Source organism: Shewanella colwelliana ATCC 39565 (assembly GCF_000518705.1).
Taxonomy (GTDB): domain Bacteria; phylum Pseudomonadota; class Gammaproteobacteria; order Enterobacterales; family Shewanellaceae; genus Shewanella; species Shewanella colwelliana.
This window is the reverse complement of the sequence record NZ_JAEC01000014.1, coordinates 1-17,456: the sequence shown is the minus strand read 5'-3', so window position 1 is coordinate 17,456 and position 17,456 is coordinate 1. Positions and strand designations below refer to the sequence as shown.

Below are 17,456 nucleotides of genomic sequence, written 5' to 3'. Positions count from 1 at the left end.
TTATTTCACCTCAGGTGGGGTAGAAAACGAATGGTATGGTGCTGGACTTGGAATCGTCCACTCCAGACCTTCTGCGCCATCCCACGGTTTTGCTGATGCTTTCTCGCCACCTTTGATGCACTTGAGCACGACGGCAAGGAAGATCAGCTGTGATAGGCCAAACGCAAATCCGCCAATGGAGACTATCTGGTTTACGTCTGCAAATTGAATGGCGTAATCAGGTATACGACGAGGCATTCCCGCAAGTCCAAGAAAATGCATAGGGAAGAACAACACATTCACCGAGATGGTTGAGCACCAAAAGTGGATTTTACCCAACCGCTCATCATACATATTGCCAGTCCATTTAGGCAGCCAGTGGTAAGCGGCGGCCATAATGGAGAAGATAGCCCCTGTCACCAACACGTAATGGAAATGTGCAACGACGAAGTAGGTATCGTGATACTGAAAGTCGACAGGTGTGATGGCTAACATCAGCCCGGAAAAACCACCAATAGTGAATAGAATGATAAAGGCGATAGCGAACAACATAGGAGTCTCGAAACTGATAGAACCGCGCCACATGGTGGCTACCCAGTTAAAGACTTTTACCCCAGTTGGAACCGCGATCAGCATGGTGCAGTACATGAAAAACAGTTCGGCAAAAACAGGCATGCCGGTAGTAAACATGTGATGCGCCCAGACGAGGAAGGATAAGATAGCAATACTGGCCGTGGCATAGACCATTGACGAGTAACCAAATAGCCGCTTACGACTGAATGCTGGCACAATGGCTGAGATAATACCAAAGGAGGGTAAGATCATAATGTACACTTCAGGATGACCGAAGAACCAGAAGATGTGTTGGAACATCACAGGATCACCGCCACCCGCCGCATCGAAGAAGCTGGTACCAAAATATTTATCTGTCAGTACCATGGTGACAGTTCCTGCTAGCACCGGCATCACGGCAATGAGCAAGAAGGCTGTAATAAGCCAAGTCCACACAAACAGTGGTAACTTCATCCATGTCATGCCTGGTGCTCGCATATTGACGATAGTCACTACCACATTGATAGCCCCCATGATGGAGCTAATGCCCATGATGTGCACAGAAAATACAAATAGCGCAGTGCTATCAGGGCTGTAAGTTGTTGATAGTGGTGCGTAGAAGGTCCAACCGAAATTTGGGCCACCGCCCTCCATAAACAAGGAGCTTAATAGAATGGCGAACGCAAACGGTAAAATCCAGAAGCTCCAGTTATTCATCCGTGGTAGGGCCATATCTGGTGCACCAATCATCATGGGGATTAACCAGTTAGCTAAGCCCGTGAAGGCTGGCATAACAGCACCAAATACCATGACTAAGCCATGAACGGTTGTCATTTGATTAAAGAAGTTTGGCTCGACCAATTGTAGGCCGGGTTGAAATAGCTCGGCTCGAATCACCATGGCCATAGCCCCACCAGTGAGGAACATAATAAAGCTGAACCACAGGTAGAGTGTGCCAATATCTTTATGGTTGGTGGTTAAAATCCAGCGCATAATACCTTTGGGCGCCCCATGATGATGGTCATCATGGTGATCGTCGTGAGCGGCTGGAGAATCTTGTGTAATTGTGCTCATTTTAATCCCTTACTTTCCGTGACCATCAACATCTGAAGCCTGAACCGCATCACCTGAGTTGTTACCCCATGCATTACGTTCATATGTCACCACGGCAGCTAGCTGTTGTGGTGTAAGTTGCGCGCTAAATGCCTGCATTGCGGTACCAGCCTTGCCATTGATCACTATGTCGAGGTGATCAGAAACTGGACCTGTGATGACAGGGCTACCCACGAGTGAAGGGAAAGCGCCCGGAAGTCCAGTACCGCTAGCTTGGTGACAAGCCACACAACTGGTTAGATAAACTTTCTCGCCCATGGCCATGAGCTCTTTCATTGTTAAGTCATCTAATACCACCGTTTTCTCTGCGGTCGCAGCAACGGCCGATTCAACGGTTGGTACTACATCTGCGGTTTCTGGTAGGTTTGCTGGTAACCTAGTTGGAGCCTCTGTGTTGCTCTCTACCGAAATCGCTGAGCCATCAGAGTTGACGTCTACTGCCTGAACCGCATCGCCGGAGTCATTACCCCAAGCATTACGCTCATAAGTTACGACGGCAGCAATTTCAGCCGCTGTTAGCTGTTTAGCAAACGCTTGCATTGCTGTACCAGGTTTACCATTTAAGACGATATCGATATGACCTGAGACGGGTCCTTTAATGATGGGGCTGCCAATAAGAGAGGGGAATACGCCTGGTAATCCTGCACCATTCGGCTGGTGGCAAGCGGCGCAGCGCGCCATATATATTTGCTCGCCTTGTGCCATTAGCTCCTCCATAGAGAGAGTTTGGCTCAGTGCTGCTTCGGCTTGCGCAGCTGCTAGACTAGCTTGTGCTTTTTGATCTTGTATCCAGCTTTCAAAATCTGCCTCTGATAATGCTTCGACGACAATAGGCATGAAGCCGTGGTCTTTACCACAAAGCTCGGCACATTGGCCTCGGTAGGTGCCAGGTTTATCAATACGGGTCCAAGCTTCATTGATAAATCCAGGATTAGCATCCTTTTTGACAGCGAAGGCAGGTACCCACCAAGAGTGTATGACATCGTCAGAAGTCATGAGGAAACGGATTTTTTTGTTAATCGGCAGCACGAGTGGCTTGTCTACTTCTAAAAGATAGTTTTCACCTTTAGCTTCTGTGCCTTCAATCTGTTCTCTGGGAGTAGAGAGCAAGCTAAAGAACTCTATGTCATGGTCAAAGTAGCTGTAATGCCACTTCCATTGAGAGCCGGTGACTTTGATGGTGATGTCCGCATTACTGGGATCTTCCATCGCGATAAGAGTCTTTGTTGCAGGGATTGCCATAATAATGAGTATGACAAAGGGGACAACCGTCCACGCTATTTCAACCTTAGTACTCTCATGGAAATTGGCCGCAACGGCGCCTTTTGAGCGTCGGTGATTGATGATGGAATAGATCATCACGCCAAAAACCACGACACCGATGGCACAACAGATATAGAGAATGGTCATGTGTAGACTAAACACCTTGCCACTAATCTCTGTTACCCCTTGCGTCATATTTAGGGGCATATCGGCTGCGAGTATGGGGGGCGTAAACAGTAACGCCAGCAAACTATACAACACTTGCTTCACTAGACTTCTCCTCTGTCAATTGCGAAGGCAACTACAAAGAAGAGCCACACAGTATGTCTCGGCTCTATGCAAACTCTTCAGTTCCCAAAAAAGCAACGATGACTTCAAAGTGCGCTGGTGGTGTAGATATTGTTATTGCTGGTGGTGACCACGCTTGCACTTACGGCTGAATATATCAGGCGAATTTCAGTTTCAATTCCAAGGCGCTGTTTACTCTGCCAAGTGTAAAGAAGCCGACAACTAAATTGTTCGGATATAACAAATAATCGTTGATATCTGTTACTAACTTAATGCGTGTTCAAATATTGATCAAGATCACTTTTACTTTTATTTTTCTAAAAAAAACAGAGACAAAAAAAGCCCTGTTAGGGGCTTGCGTATGGAAAGTGTTCTTGCGGATGCTAGTGCAGAGATAAAAATAGCGAACCTTGCTGCATGGCTAAATCATCTGAACTGTGTGCGGCAGATGGCAAGTGAACATTGCCTTCTTCTATCACGACACCTAGTGCACTGCAGTTTTTTGCAACCAGCTGCAGACGTCGGTTATCACGTTCGTCAAGGGTGTGAGTCCAGCTAATGACCGCACTAGATGTGCCACTAGTGAGTGCTTTTTCCATAGCCCATAACGCTTCAACTTCATCTTTGGTGTGAACCAGTAGAATTCTGTCCATGCGCACGCCAGCATCAGCCAGCATCTGCTTATAGCCAATATTCGGCGGACTAATAAGTACAACCCACTGACCTTGTTGGCTCAATCTTGCAAGCTGTGGTGTTAATGCCTGCAGTTCTTGTTTGCCTTGTGTGACACTGGATACTGTCGATATGCTTGCATTGTGGCTGTGCTTAATCTGGTCACCCATTTCAACCCATAGACCTGGATGACGCGGTGCATTGCCTATTAAGTTGTTCATTGCCAATCTCCATTTCTGATCACACCAACGGCCAAGCCTTCAATGCTTAAACTTTGGGTGGATAAGTCGACAACAATAGGTGAATACTCTTCATTTTCAGCATGAAGGTATACAGTATTTCCTTTCTTTTCGAATCGTTTTACGGTGACATCATCTTCAACACGCGCTACTACAACTTGGCCGTTACGCGCTTGCTCAACTTTATGCACTGCGAGTAGATCGCCTTCTAAAATACCGATATCTTTCATACTGTCGCCACGGACTCGCAAAAGAAAGTCTGCACTCGGGCGGAACATGGATGGATCGACCTTGTAGTGCTGCTCTACATGCTCTTGAGCTAGGATAGGCTCACCGGCAGCGACTTGGCCAATCAGTGGTAAACCAAGCTCTTCAGGTTCATCTTCCTGCGTCAGTTTTATTCCGCGTGAGGTGCCAGGCATGATCTCTATGCAGCCTTTTTTAGCCAACGCCTTTAAGTGCTCTTCTGCGGCATTGGCGCTTTTAAAGCCTAAGCGTCGTGCAATTTCAGCTCGGGTTGGTGGCATACCTGTGTCGGCAATATTGCGCTTAATAAGGTCTAAAATTTCGGCTTGTCTTGGGGTTAGTGGTCTCATTAAAGTTCCTGTCTTTCCATACAGTACCTGTTAGTATATACAGTATTTATTGTAGCGCAAGTATTAACCAAATTATTGCTATGATGACCATAGGTTAAGGCTTTATGCTGCTAATTTTGCTTATTAAGTTCATCAAGCAGATGCTGATAGTCATCAATCGCAGGAAAGTCAGTAAAAATTTTATGGGGCTTCTGGCTGTCTGGATTTTTGATACCAAGCTGATAGTGGACCCCAGCTAATTTCGCTGCGGCTAAGATGGCCTCACTATCATCGATAAATAAGCAGCGTTTGGGATTTAGCTGATATTGATTAAACAGGGCAGCCCAAAATTGCGGATGCTCTTTAGGAAATCCAGTTTCATGGCTTGAGATGATAGCGTCTAGCCCGGTTGCCAGGTCAGTGTGTTCCAGCTTAAGCGCTAGACTATTAGGGTGTGCGTTAGTAACTAAGATTCTTTTTTTGCCTGCTTTTCCGAGTGCGTCTAGGAATGGCAGGCTGTCTTGTCTTAATTGAATCCTGTCGACCATTGTCTGGTGTAGAGCCAGAATATTTAGATTCAATTCTTTAGCCCAATAATCAATACAGTACCACTCTAAAGTTCCAAAAACCTTGTCATAGGCGATTTCAACTATGGCATTGGCTTGTTCTAGGCTGATCCCCCGTTCTCTGCTCAAGCTTTGTGGCACAACACTTAACCAGAAGTGGTTGTCAAAGTGAAGGTCGAGTAGTGTACCGTCCATATCGAGGAGCACGGTATCTATGTTATTCCATGGAAACATATGGGAAGTAAAAAAATTCCATCGCTAGAGTTGTGGATTAAGCACATCATAGTAAGATTGAACTGTTAAGCAAACGCCATTTTTATCAGGAACATCCATGTCGGACAAAAAGCCGCAAATTTTACATACTAAAGTTGTTGCACAAAGCCGTCTGTTTCAGATAGAGCAAGTGCATCTGAAGTTCTCCAATCAGGTAGAACGTCAATATGAGCGAATGAAGGGCAATAACCGTGGCGCTGTGATGGTAGTGCCCGTGTTGGACGATAAATTGCTCTTAGGGCGTGAGTATGCAGCGGGGACGCATAGCTATGAGCTGGGGTTCCCCAAAGGCTTAGTTGATCCTGGTGAAACTCCAGCAGAAGCCGCCAATCGTGAGCTACAAGAAGAGATAGGTTTTGGTGCTAAAACCTTAACTCATTTAATGGAGCTGAGTTTAGCGCCCGGGTATTTTGCTAGCAAAATGCAGATTTTTATCGCTGAAGATCTGTATGAGAGTCGTTTAGAGGGCGATGAGCCTGAACCTATCGAGGTGGTGCCCTGGCCATTGAGCAAGTGGTCTGAACTCTTGTCTGAAAGGGACTTTTCTGAGTCGAGAAGCGTTAGCGCCTTGTTTTTGGCGCAGAAACATCTAAAACTAAAGTAGTTACTACAAATTATCATATATGCATTGCCTGTTTAGGCTGTTGGAGTTGTGATGAAGCCAGAAGATTATGTGGAGCAGGCAATAGCCATTGCGGTTGAGGCAGGCATAGCGATCAAGGATATCTACTTAGAGGGTAACTTTGATAAGGAAGTTAAGTCTGATAATACCCCGGTGACGTCTGCCGATATTGCGGCCCATAATATCATTACTTCTGCGCTAACTAAGTTAACGCCTGATATTCCCGTTCTCTCGGAAGAGGATGCCGATATTCCTTTTGCTGAGCGTGCTGAATGGCAGCGATATTGGTTGGTTGACCCCTTAGACGGAACGGGCGAGTTTATTGCTGGTAGTGGCGATTTTTCAGTGATCATCGCCTTGGTTGAACATAATCGACCTATTATGGGCATAGTGTATGTACCTATGACTGAGGTGATCTATTATGCCATTGCAGGCCTTGGGGCTTATAAGCGTTCCTGTAAAGGTGAGTTGCGTATTTCTAGTCGTCAGTTGACCTGTGATGATGAACCTTCTTTGCGTTTAGCGGTGAGCCGCCGTCAAGATCCACAGTCAGTGCTAAAACTGTTTAATCAGTCACGACATTGTGACCTGGTTGTGTTGGGTGGTGCAGCATTAAAGAGCTGTTTAGTTGCCGAAGGACGTGCAGATTGCTATGTGCGTATTGGTCCAACGGGCGAGTGGGATACAGGTGCTGCGCAAATCATTATTGAAGAAGCGGGGGGGCAGGTCATGGACCTCGAACTGCAGCCTTTGAGTTATAACGAAAGAGAGTCGCTCGAGAATCCTAATTTTATCGTTGTTGGATCGACTCATCTTCCGTGGGATGAACTGTTAGTTAGTGAATAGTTCAGAATTCATAACGGTTCGTCCAATTGACAAGGGCGAACTGCTTGCCGTTTATCAGCTTGAGCAGCAACTCTTCGGTGCGCATAGCTATCCGGATTTCTTTTTTCGACAGTGTTATGACTGTTGGCCTTCGGGGTTAAAGGTTGCGGTTGATTAGCAAGATTCACTACTTGGATACATTCTGATTGCGCAAAGTGAACAAGCCGATTGCGCTTGGCTATTGTCTGTCGCCGTGGCAAGGTCAGCACAGGGCAATGGCGTGGGTAAGCGTTTAATTTTAGATGCTATGGCCACAGTGCCTGCGTCTGTTGCAAGCATTAAGTTGACCGTGGCACCAACCAATCCAGCTCGTTACCTCTACCTGGCGCTGGGCTTTGTAGAGGTGAATCTTGAAAAGGACTATTTTGGTGCAGGTGAAGATAGATTGTTAATGGTACTAAACCGAACTGTTTAGTCTTTTCCCCCTGTTTATCTGATTAACCAGAAAACCTACGTCAAAGTGATTGAGTATTAATCTTATTGTGAACATTGTTTTTTATTTTGTTTGCTGTTAGCTTTACACCTTCTTAAGGTCAATCGTCTAGGATGGAAAGTGGCAAGAAGGAAAGAGCATACTCATGATGAAATAAGGCAGATGGCGGTTGCTGCGGTGATCAATCATCTGCATCAGCAAGATGTTAACCAACTGAGTTTACGTCAAATCGCCACCATGATCGGTTATGCTCCAAGTACCTTAGTAAAGGTATTTGGTAGCTACCAGCTGCTATTACTTACGGTTTCTCGTCAGACGTTAGCGCAACTGCTTGGTCAGTTAAAGCAGGCTGATAGGTCTTCTCCAATAGAAACACTCGATGCTATGGCTATTATTTATAGTCAATTTGCGCTGCAGCATCCTCATGCTTTCCGATTAGTTTTTAGTTTAAAAATGAGCAATGATGAAGCTTTGCCGGCGACACATGCCAACCTAATCAATGAACTCTTCACGTTAGTTGAAAGCTGTTTGTGCCAGCTATTTGCTAGCGCGACAGCATCAGATTTGGCGGTGATGAGCCGAGTGCTATGGGGTGGGATTCATGGATTGACGACGTTAGCGCTCGATGAGAAATTATTCATCGAGCAGGTACCGCTGGAGATGTTATTAAAAAATCATGTGAGTGGTTATTTAGCTGGCATGGGTTGCCACAAGGAGGCGGCATGTTATTAACTAAAAGGTTTTTTCCCTATTTTTCCACCCAGTGTTTGGGAGCATTAAACGACAATATCTATAAGAATGTCTTGCTGTTAATGGTGACATATACCCAAGTTAACGACTTACCTATGAGCGTTAATTTGTTTGTAAACCTTGCTGCTGGGGTCTTTATTTTGCCCTTTTTCCTGTTTTCTGCTCATGCAGGTATGGTGGCCGACAACATGGATAAAGCCAAATTAATAAGGCGATTAAAGCAGTTTGAAGTCGTGATAATGTCTTGCGCAGCTATGGCGATATTGAGCCAGAGCTACCTGATGATGCTGTTACTCTTGTTTTTAACCGGAAGTCAGTCGGCCTACTTTGGGCCCGTAAAGTACTCTCTGCTACCACAAGCACTTGCTGAGGATGAGTTGGTAACGGGAAATGCGTGGGTTGAGATGGGGACCTTTCTCTCTATTCTAGTGGGCACGCTCAGTGCTGGACTTATTGTTGCGAGTGAACATAATTTAGTGACAGCTGCGGTGAGTGTGTTTGTATTGTCAATTTGTGGTTACCTTTCTAGTCGCGCTATTCCAGCAATGCCCCCTTTGGGCGTGGTAAAAAAAATACGTTTTGAGCCGTTATCAGGAACTTGGCGTAGTATCGCCAAGATCAGACAAACACCGACTATCTGGATGGCGATATTGGCGATCAGTTGGTTTTGGTTTTTAGGCGCGACGTATCTTACCCAGTTTCCTAACTTCGCCAAGCTACACCTGCATGCCGATGCAACGGTCGTCTCGTTATTGTTGGCGCTATTTTCTATCGGTATAGCCATTGGCTCATATATTTGTGAGCGTTTTTCTTTTGGTCATGTTGAGCTTGGTTTGTTACCTTTTGGCGTGCTTGGGTTAACGGTCTTTGGCGTAGACCTTTTATGGACGATTCCACCTGCGCCAATAGATGTTAGCTATATCTATAGTATCGGCAGCTTTATTGATGCTTCGCAACATTATGGTGTCATGTTTGCGCTATTTATGGTCGGCGTGAGTGGCGGGCTATTTATTGTGCCACTTTATGCCTTTATTCAGTCACGGGCCAAGAAAGAAGAGTGTGCCCAGGCGATAGCGGCGAACAATATCGTTAATGCGCTGTTTATGGTGTGTTCGGCATTACTATCTATGGTGTTGTTGGAGGGGCTTAATTGGACGATCACTGAGTTGTTTTTACTGCTGGCACTCCTGAATTCTGTCGTGGCGCTTTATGTCTATTCTCAGGTACCTGAGTTTACTCAGCGGTTCATCAGTTACTTACTGAGTCATGTTTTCTATCGTGTCACGGTTGAAGGGCGGGCAAAGCTACCAAAAGAGGGGGCTGCTGTGATTGTTTGTAATCATGTCAGCTATGTCGACGCGCTGATTATCATGGGCGCTTCTACTCGGCCGATCCGCTTTGTTATGGATAAATCGATTAGTGAGATCCCGCTGTTGAAATATCTGTTTCGTCATGCAGGCGTGATCCCGATTTGTTCGCCTAGGCAGTGCCAGAAGACTTATAACAGCGCGTTTGATCAGATCCACCAAGCATTACAAAATGATGAGTTAGTGTGTATTTTTCCTGAGGGAAGATTAACACCTGATGGCCTGCTAGGAGAATTTAAGCCTGGTATCGATAAGATCTTGGCTCGTGATACCGTGCCAGTCATCCCTATGGCGTTAAACGGGTTGTGGGGTTCCTATTTTAGTCATAAAGATGGTCATGCTTTGAGTACGCGGCCGAAACGGTTTTGGTCGAAAGTCACGGTCAAGATAGATGATGCCGTCGCTGGGACCGTCGAACGACAGTTGCTGCGTGCTAAAGTCGAGGTGCTGCAGTCAGAGTAACCCTATGTTGGGAGTGACTAAGAGTTTAAAAAAGCTAGGAGATAAACGCCTAGCTTTTTAGCTTAGCCTACAGCTTTTTGGTCAAGCCATTGATGCATGGCTTGGTGATCGCCGCGAAAAAGCACCCGATCACTTTTTTTATCAATCTGATATTGATACATAGGATCATAATAGATACTGAGTAATATGTTTATCCATTCAAGATGGGTCTCAGTATCACCGCGGCTTTGTTGGATTGCCAAGGCATTGCGGATCAGCGTTTGTAATTCATCATGCTGTTTGCCACCGATACGTTTTTTGATTCCAGTAATGCTTTGGGACAGGTACTCGCCAAACGCGGTAAAGCCCGCGTCTTCTCCAAGGCGTTCAATATAACCGCTGGCCATTTTGTGCACATATTCATTAAGTAAGCGGTTTAGTCTTGCTTCTCTGCTTTCTTCTAAGACCAATATATTGGCGACTTGCATGCCTTGATAGAATGCTTGTGGCAGCGCAGAACGGCCAATTAGAAAGCTTTCATCTTCAAGTAACAGTGATTTTGCTTCACTGTGTTGATGTTTTAGTAGCGCGACAGCCAGACTGTTTTCAAAGTTAATCTGTGTGGGTTGTGGTTCGTGATACCGACCAAAGCTAGAACCTCTATGGTGGGCGAGCCCTTCTAAATCGACAGCTTCACTGCGCTTGTACAAAAAGTCGGTTTTGCCACTGCCGGTCATACCGCTGACAATCATCATCGGCTTTACGCTGGGGGCTGTATCGATAATGTCTATTAAAAACTGACGCATCGCTTTGTAGCCACCTTCAATATAGGGAATCGCTAATCCAGCCTCTTTTAGCCATGTTTGTGTCAGTTGTGAGCGCAGCCCACCACGAAAGCAGTATAAATAAGCATTAGGATTGGCGCTGAAATAAGTCGTCCAAGCATCGACTCTTTGCTGTTTGATCTCTCCAGCCACTAAGGTGTGTCCAAGTGCTATGGCAGCATCTTGGCCCTGCTGTTTATAACACGTGCCGACGAGCCTGCGCTCCTCATCCTGCATCAATGGATGATTGCTGCTAGTCGGAAAAGCGCCTTTACCAAACTCAATTGGTGCGCGTACATCCATGATGGGGCGGTCGCTAAGAAAGAGCTCGGTATAACTGCTTTTAGGGACGATATTGGTTGGCATCAAATGAGTTCCACCAGTTGAAGTGCGTCATTGTTCTCAACCAATTGGCCAATACTGATGGGCGCGATATCATTGGCTTCTAAGAGTGCAATTAACTCCGCTTCATGGGAGCTGGATACCGAGATGAGTAACCCGCCGCTCGTTTGAGGGTCACATAATAGGGCTTTTTGCTCTTCATTGACGCTTGGCAAGTGCTCTCCATAACTGTCGTAATTTCTATGAGTCCCGCCTGGGATACAACCCATCTCCAAGTAAGCTTTGGCTTTTGGCAGTAGAGGCAAAGAGTCAACATGTATCTTGGCAGAGAGTTTCGCGCCGAGACACATTTCAATTAGATGACCGGCTAAGCCGAATCCCGTTACATCAGTCATCGCCGTTACGCCGTTGATCTTGGCGATGGCGGGCCCAATCTTATTGAGCTGACACATGGCATCGGGGGCAATATTAAGATCTTCATTGGCCAGTTTTTTCTGTTTCTGTGCTGTCGTAAGAATGCCTATTCCTAGCGGCTTGGTGAGATAAAGCGTATCTCCTGCCTTGGCCGTATTGTTTTGTTTCAGTTCAGTTAGGGGGATCTGTCCTGTGACGGCGAGGCCAAAAATAGGTTCTGGAGCATCAATACTGTGACCGCCAGCTAGCATGATACCCGCATCAGCGCAGGCTTGACGTCCACCATCAACAACTTGTTGGGCAATTTCTGGTGCTAGCACGTTGACTGGCCAGCCGAGAATTGCAATTGCCATCATAGGGGTCCCACCCATCGCATAGATATCACTAATTGCGTTGGTGGCTGCAATGCGGCCAAAGGTAAAAGGATCGTCCACAATCGGCATAAAGAAATCAGTAGTACTAATGATGCCAGTCTCATCATTAAGTTTATACACCGCGGCATCATCTCGCGTCTGATTACCAACCAGAATATTAGGGTCGTCAAAGATGGGGAGCTGCGATGCCAAGATTGTGCCTAAGACCTTAGGTGAAATTTTACAGCCGCAACCGGCGCCGTGGCTGTATTCGGTGAGTTTGATTTTTTCTGCAGACATGGACTCAAAGGGTCTCTAGGTTGAAGTGAATTGTCGCCCATCATAGACCCATCTACAGAGCACTTCAATTGGGGTCAATGGGTATTGTGGTCGATGTGGGGTCACCAGCTCTATTTATAAAAAAGGCCACTGTTAAAGTGGCCTTTTAGATAAATAGCTTTTTACTTAAGCGTAGCTGGCGGTTAATAGTTTCCAGTTTTTCTTATGTGCAATAAGATCTTGCTTAAGCTGCTCAACTTTTTGTAGCAGTTGCTGGTTGCTTAGCTGTTTTCTTTTGGCATCCAATAACTCTTTGTGAGCTTGATAGTATTCACTGATATGACGCTTTAATAGCTCATATTCTGCATGTAGTTTTTCAAGCGCCTCTTCACGGTTGGCCAGTTGTTCAACACGGCCTCGGGTTCGCTTTAATTGCATCTGCAATTTAGCGCTTTCTATACGCTCTTGTGGTGTGACTCGCAGTTGAGTTGCCAGTCCCATCCACGCCATGGTGTTGATTAACCATTTGGTTGGATCATAGTGCCACCAGTTAATGCCATTACGATAATCATTTTCGAAAATATGATGAAAGTTGTGGTAGCCCTCGCCATAAGTAAATACGGCCAATATACCATTGTCTCTGGCGGTGTTCTTGTCTGTGTATGGCTGACTGCCCCAGATGTGTGCTAACGAGTTAATAAAGAAGGTGCAATGATGAACTACGACTAATCGTAGTAAGCCTGCCATTAGTAGCATTGCCCACACATCGCCATTCAGCCAACCCAGTAAGGCCGGTAGGCCGAAATTCATGATAAGCAACAATGGTAGATAATATTTATGCTGCCACATCACAATTTTATCATTTTGTAAGTCTCTGACATTCTTATAATCATGATAACGCTGTGCTTGGTATTCGCGCAGCATCCAGCCGATATGGCTGTACCAGAAACCCATGTTCGCCGAATAGGGGTCTTTATCATTGTCATCCACATGCTTGTGATGAATGCGGTGATCAGAAGACCAGTGTAGCGCGCTGTTTTGTAGCGCTAGTGCACCGCCTAATGCAAAAAGGAATCGCATAGACCAATGAGCTTTATAGGTACGATGAGACCAAAGCCTATGGTAGCCAGCAGTAATAGATAGACCGCTGGCGAATGCGAGTACTATGAAGGTGAACCATTCAGCAAAGCCATAGCCATAGGTGATACCGTACCAAGGAACTAAAATAATTGCGCCGAGAAACGTCACGGCAAACAGTAAAACATTAGTCCAGATGAGGGGAGGTTTTTTCATTATAATTTTCCGACAACAAGTTGAGCGTACATCTGTAAGCTAATTTATCTTGATTGCTTGTCGAGGTCAAGTTGGGCTGTGTTTTTGTGCTAAAGCAGGTATTATCTGCAGATTATCTTTATCTAGTGGATTCATCATGATGGGCATAAGAGCACAGCAGAAAGAAAAAACTCGTCGCGCCTTAGTTGACGCAGCATTTAATCAATTAAGTGCTGAACGAAGTTTTTCTAGCCTGAGTTTGCGTGAGGTGGCTCGCGAGGCCAAGATCGCACCTACGTCGTTTTATCGTCATTTTAAAGATATGAACGAACTTGGGTTAACCATGGTTGATGAAGGTGGTTTAACGCTAAGGCAGATGATGCGAAAGGGGCGTCAGCGAGCCGAAGCTGGTGGCAGTGTTATTCGTATATCGGTAGATACCTTTATGGAAGTGTTGGAATCTAATCCCAACGTGTTTCGTATTTTACTGCATGAGCGTTCTGGAACCTCTGCCCCTTTTCGTGCCGCGGTAGCTAGAGAGATTGAACACTTTATCTCTGAACTTGCGCATTACACTGAGGCAACAGCAAAACGCTCTCCTGAGTTAGCGCGTGCTCAAGCAGAGGCGTTAGTGACGTTAGTCTTTAATGCGGGGGCGGCGGCACTGGATATGAAACGTGTTGATCGTAAAGTGTTAGCCGATCGTTTAGTTATCCAGTTACGTATGGTGGCAAAAGGCGCTGAGGCTTTACAGCACAAGATGGAAAATCGCTGATATAAACGCAATAAAAAAGGGCTTTAAAGCCCTTTTTTATTGTCAATCATTTAGCGGCGCTCAAGTAGTACGCCAGATTCCATGTGATCGGTATACGGAAATTGATCGAATAATGCGAAGCGGGTGATCTTGTGGGTCTTCTCTAATACGTTGAGGTTGTCCATCAAGGTCTGTGGATTACACGAGATATACATAATTCGCTCGTAATGCTGCACCATAGCTAAAGTGTTATCATCAAGGCCTGCACGCGGTGGGTCAACAAAAATCGTATTACAGTTATAACTGTCTAAATCTACGCCTTCTAAGCGTCTAAAGCTGCGTTTCTTAGCTAGTGCATCGGTAAAATCTTCTGCCGACATACGAATAATTTGCAGATTGTCGATATTGTTGGCTTGGATATTAAATTGGGCAGAATCAACAGAGGGCTTAGCTAATTCAGTTGCCAATACACGATTAAAGTTTTGCGCCAAAGCAATTGAAAAGTTTCCATTGCCGCAATAAAGCTCCAATAGATCGCCTGAGCTTTGCTTGGTGATATCGATAGCCCACTCCAGCATCTTAATTGATACCTTGCCATTGGGCTGAGTAAAACTATTTTCAATTTGCTTATAGATTAGCGTTTCGCCATTCACGGGTAGTGACTCGATGACAAAATCTTTATCGATAACCAGCTTTTGTTTACGAGCTCGGCCAATGATATTGACATTGAACTGGTGTGACAGGCGTTGTTTAAGCGCTTGCACTTCATCTTGCCACTGTTGGTCTAACTGCTTGTGATACAGTAACGACACTAATATTTCACCGCTAAGTGTAGAGAGAAAATCTACCTGGAAAAGCTTATGGCGCAAGATAGAGTTTGGACGCAACTCCTCCATCAGCGCAGGCATCATGGCGTTTATCAAAGCGCTTGCCGGTAAAAATTGTTCGCAACGTACTTTTTGATTCAGTACTTTATCGAACATATAATAGTAAAGATCGTCACCATCATGCCAAACACGAAATTCAGCGCGCATCCGATAATGCTTGGGCTCAGAGGCAAAAACTTCCAATGTTGGTGTCGTAAAGTCAGCAAAAAGTTGCGCTAATTTTTCACGCTTCGCATCGAGTTGCGCTTCGTATTGGTTAGGATCCATTGCTTCTAAATTCATTTGTAAACACCATTGCTATCATTGGGGGCGCAAATAGTATACTACCTAGCGATGATGTCTAGTCTCTGGCTTTCGAATTATCGTTAGCGATGGGGAAATCCGTCGCGCATTACCTTTTACTGTTTCTATGGAGAGCTATAATTGTCAGCAACTATTTTAGTATTCGATTCTGGTGTGGGAGGGTTATCTATATTCTCAGAGTTACAACTCTCCCTACCTAATGCGAATTACTACTACCTATTTGACAATGCTCGCTTGCCCTATGGGGAGTTGGATGAGCAAGAACTTATATCAGGGTGTGTATCACTAATCAGTGCTGCTGTGACTGAGTTGAGTATCGACGTTGTCGTTGTCGCTTGTAATAGTGCTAGTACCTTGGTTTTGCCTTCGCTACGTGAAAAGTTAACCGTGCCCATCGTGGGTGTGGTGCCAGCCATAAAACCAGCGGCCCAGTTATCGACCTCCAAACATATAGGCTTGCTCGCAACCCCAGGTACGGTAAACCGTAGTTATACCGATGATCTTATTTGTCAGTTTGCCTCAGATTGTAAGGTCGAGAGATTCGGCTCGTCTCAGTTGGTATTAATGGCTGAGTCTAAGCTAGCAAAAGAGCACATTGACCAAGCTGAACTGAATAGGGTGCTAGCACCGATTAAGCAATCTGGTATTGATACGCTTGTTTTAGGCTGTACCCACTTTCCGATTTTAAAAGGCGAGTTGCAAAACTACTTGGGAGAGAGCGTGCTGTTGCTCGATTCAGCAAAAGCAATTGCTGCACGAGTAAAAGTGATTGTTGGTGAGCCTGCTACTTCAGAAGGCGATAGTGTTTGTCACGCGCTATTTACAACGAACAAGATAGGTAGTGGATTGGAGGCGACATTACGTGAATGGGGATTCTCATCAGTAAACCGATTTATGACAGCCTACTGATGAGCTTTATAACATGCAAAACATGAAAATGAATGTGCATGTTATAAAGTGATAAAGCTAGCTTGCAGCAGATTCGCTCTTATCAGCGTCTTGCGACTTAGCTTCTCTGACTTTAAGTGTACGCTCTTGGAAATCAAACTCATTAAGTTTGGCCATCGCTTTAGTTGCACCAGCTTCTGACATCTCAATAAATCCAAATCCTTTACGTCGACCCGTTTTGCGATCTCTTACAAGTCGCACCGAATTGACAGGACCATATTTCCCAAATAGCTCCTTAACTTCACCTTCGTGTACACGGTAAGGCAGGTTACCAACATATAAAGTCATTGTTGGACCTTTATACTGTTCGTTAGTAACTGGTGCAGATTGCGAAGACTGTAGCGTATAGATAACACTTGCGATGATGGCACCAGTGAAAAATGCGATTGCTGAATAGATATCTGGCGTAAACTGAGATATTGCCAATGCGCCAACTACGGCGACGATCAAAACTATAAGAAATGGCTTTTGCATAATAGGTTCTCTAAAGAATAATGATAATTAACTGTTAATAGCTCGTATATGGTAATGAATTATTAGTAATTACACTAGTATATTGATGAAAAAACGAACTTAATTACTTGTGGTCGTCTAATACTGGTACCCAAATCGAACATAAAAGGTCCAGGGTGCTAGAAAAAACAGCGTAATGTTTAAAAGATCGGCGAGCGATCGTTATTTTTATAAAAAGCCCTTGCGTAAAATGAGTGGCTCCCTATAATGCGCATCCACTGACACGGCAAAGCTCGCAGAGACAAGTCGAAACACTAAGTAGCCTAGGTTACAGAGTGGTCAGGCACTGAAAAGTGCCGCATCAAAAAGTTTTCAAAAACTGCTTGACGCGAACATGGGAATGCGTAGAATACGCAGCCCTAGCCACTTGGAACTACCGAGATGTGCTAACGCTCTTTAACAATTTATCAAGTAATCTGTGTGGACACTCACAGGTGTTGAGTTATTCGAAATTGCTTTTCTGTCTTCGGATGTAAAGCAATCAAAAATTTTACTCAATGTAAGATGAGTGTTCATAGCAATATGTACAACACGTTAGAGATTCTTCCG

At 45.1% G+C, this 17,456-nt stretch carries 17 protein-coding genes and 1 pseudogene; 8 read left to right on the top strand and 10 right to left on the bottom strand.

What is annotated here, in order from left to right:
• From ctaD to yrfG, 5 genes are all read right to left on the bottom strand, one after another.
• Positions 1-1,605 carry a cytochrome c oxidase subunit I gene (gene ctaD, locus L876_RS0108195; RefSeq protein WP_028763364.1) on the bottom strand — a complete coding sequence of 535 codons (1,605 nt, stop codon included), beginning with the start codon at positions 1,603-1,605 and terminating at the stop codon, positions 1-3.
• 9 nt (positions 1,606-1,614) lie between these two features.
• Positions 1,615-3,177, bottom strand: coding sequence for a cytochrome c oxidase subunit II (gene coxB, locus L876_RS0108190; protein ID WP_028763363.1), 1,563 nt, complete (start codon positions 3,175-3,177; stop codon positions 1,615-1,617).
• Between the two features lie 401 nt (positions 3,178-3,578).
• Positions 3,579-4,088, bottom strand: a complete 510-nt coding sequence (locus L876_RS0108185) for a cell division inhibitor SulA (protein ID WP_037428239.1) — start codon at positions 4,086-4,088, stop codon at positions 3,579-3,581.
• Entirely contained in the window at positions 4,085-4,702 is a 618-nt protein-coding gene (lexA, locus tag L876_RS0108180; RefSeq protein WP_028763361.1) for a transcriptional repressor LexA, read from the bottom strand. Before lexA ends, L876_RS0108185 begins: the two co-directional genes overlap by 4 nt.
• Before the next feature lie 110 nt (positions 4,703-4,812).
• A complete protein-coding gene (gene yrfG / locus L876_RS0108175; RefSeq protein WP_028763360.1) occupies positions 4,813-5,481 on the bottom strand; it encodes a GMP/IMP nucleotidase in 669 nt (222 codons plus the stop codon).
• A gap of 97 nt (positions 5,482-5,578) precedes the next feature.
• Here yrfG and nudE point away from each other — a divergent pair, with 97 nt between their 5' ends.
• The 6 genes and pseudogenes from nudE to L876_RS0108150 all read left to right on the top strand — a co-directional run bounded on the left by nudE (position 5,579) and on the right by L876_RS0108150 (position 10,039).
• On the top strand, positions 5,579-6,124 hold the full coding sequence (gene nudE, locus L876_RS0108170) for an ADP compounds hydrolase NudE (protein WP_028763359.1): 546 nt from the start codon (positions 5,579-5,581) through the stop codon (positions 6,122-6,124).
• A 51-nt stretch (positions 6,125-6,175) separates the two neighbouring features.
• On the top strand, positions 6,176-6,988 hold the full coding sequence (gene cysQ / locus L876_RS0108165; protein ID WP_028763358.1) for a 3'(2'),5'-bisphosphate nucleotidase CysQ: 813 nt from the start codon (positions 6,176-6,178) through the stop codon (positions 6,986-6,988).
• Positions 6,981-7,145, top strand: a complete 165-nt coding sequence (locus L876_RS23280) for a hypothetical protein (RefSeq protein ID WP_428829717.1) — start codon at positions 6,981-6,983, stop codon at positions 7,143-7,145. The genes cysQ and L876_RS23280 overlap by 8 nt, the downstream gene beginning before the upstream one ends.
• A gap of 15 nt (positions 7,146-7,160) precedes the next feature.
• A pseudogene (locus L876_RS23275) lies at positions 7,161-7,442 on the top strand (GNAT family N-acetyltransferase); the annotation flags it as partial.
• 138 nt (positions 7,443-7,580) lie between these two features.
• A complete protein-coding gene (locus tag L876_RS0108155) occupies positions 7,581-8,192 on the top strand; it encodes a TetR/AcrR family transcriptional regulator (protein WP_028763357.1) in 612 nt (203 codons plus the stop codon).
• Complete coding sequence (locus tag L876_RS0108150; protein WP_028763356.1) at positions 8,183-10,039, top strand: MFS transporter; 1,857 nt, start codon at positions 8,183-8,185, stop codon at positions 10,037-10,039. The genes L876_RS0108155 and L876_RS0108150 overlap by 10 nt, the downstream gene beginning before the upstream one ends.
• Before the next feature lie 62 nt (positions 10,040-10,101).
• Here L876_RS0108150 and mnmH read toward each other — a convergent pair whose 3' ends face one another.
• From mnmH to L876_RS0108135, 3 genes are all read right to left on the bottom strand, one after another.
• Entirely contained in the window at positions 10,102-11,208 is a 1,107-nt protein-coding gene (gene mnmH / locus L876_RS0108145) for a tRNA 2-selenouridine(34) synthase MnmH (RefSeq protein WP_028763355.1), read from the bottom strand.
• Positions 11,208-12,251, bottom strand: coding sequence for a selenide, water dikinase SelD (gene selD / locus L876_RS0108140; protein ID WP_028763354.1), 1,044 nt, complete (start codon positions 12,249-12,251; stop codon positions 11,208-11,210). The genes mnmH and selD overlap by 1 nt, the downstream gene beginning before the upstream one ends.
• A gap of 165 nt (positions 12,252-12,416) precedes the next feature.
• Positions 12,417-13,523 carry a fatty acid desaturase gene (locus L876_RS0108135; protein ID WP_028763353.1) on the bottom strand — a complete coding sequence of 369 codons (1,107 nt, stop codon included), beginning with the start codon at positions 13,521-13,523 and terminating at the stop codon, positions 12,417-12,419.
• Between the two features lie 139 nt (positions 13,524-13,662).
• Here L876_RS0108135 and fabR point away from each other — a divergent pair, with 139 nt between their 5' ends.
• Positions 13,663-14,277 carry an HTH-type transcriptional repressor FabR gene (gene fabR / locus L876_RS0108130; protein ID WP_028763352.1) on the top strand — a complete coding sequence of 205 codons (615 nt, stop codon included), beginning with the start codon at positions 13,663-13,665 and terminating at the stop codon, positions 14,275-14,277.
• 50 nt (positions 14,278-14,327) lie between these two features.
• On the opposite strand, the gene trmA is transcribed toward fabR, so the two are convergent.
• The gene (gene trmA, locus L876_RS0108125; RefSeq protein ID WP_028763351.1) at positions 14,328-15,425 is read right to left on the bottom strand and encodes a tRNA (uridine(54)-C5)-methyltransferase TrmA; all 1,098 of its coding nucleotides are present in this window, start codon (positions 15,423-15,425) and stop codon (positions 14,328-14,330) included.
• Positions 15,426-15,566: 141 nt separating this feature from the next.
• Here trmA and murI point away from each other — a divergent pair, with 141 nt between their 5' ends.
• Complete coding sequence (gene murI / locus L876_RS0108120; RefSeq protein ID WP_028763350.1) at positions 15,567-16,355, top strand: glutamate racemase; 789 nt, start codon at positions 15,567-15,569, stop codon at positions 16,353-16,355.
• A gap of 57 nt (positions 16,356-16,412) precedes the next feature.
• On the opposite strand, the gene L876_RS0108115 is transcribed toward murI, so the two are convergent.
• Entirely contained in the window at positions 16,413-16,868 is a 456-nt protein-coding gene (locus tag L876_RS0108115) for an RNA recognition motif domain-containing protein (RefSeq protein WP_028763349.1), read from the bottom strand.
• Between the last annotated feature and the right edge of the window lie 588 nt (positions 16,869-17,456).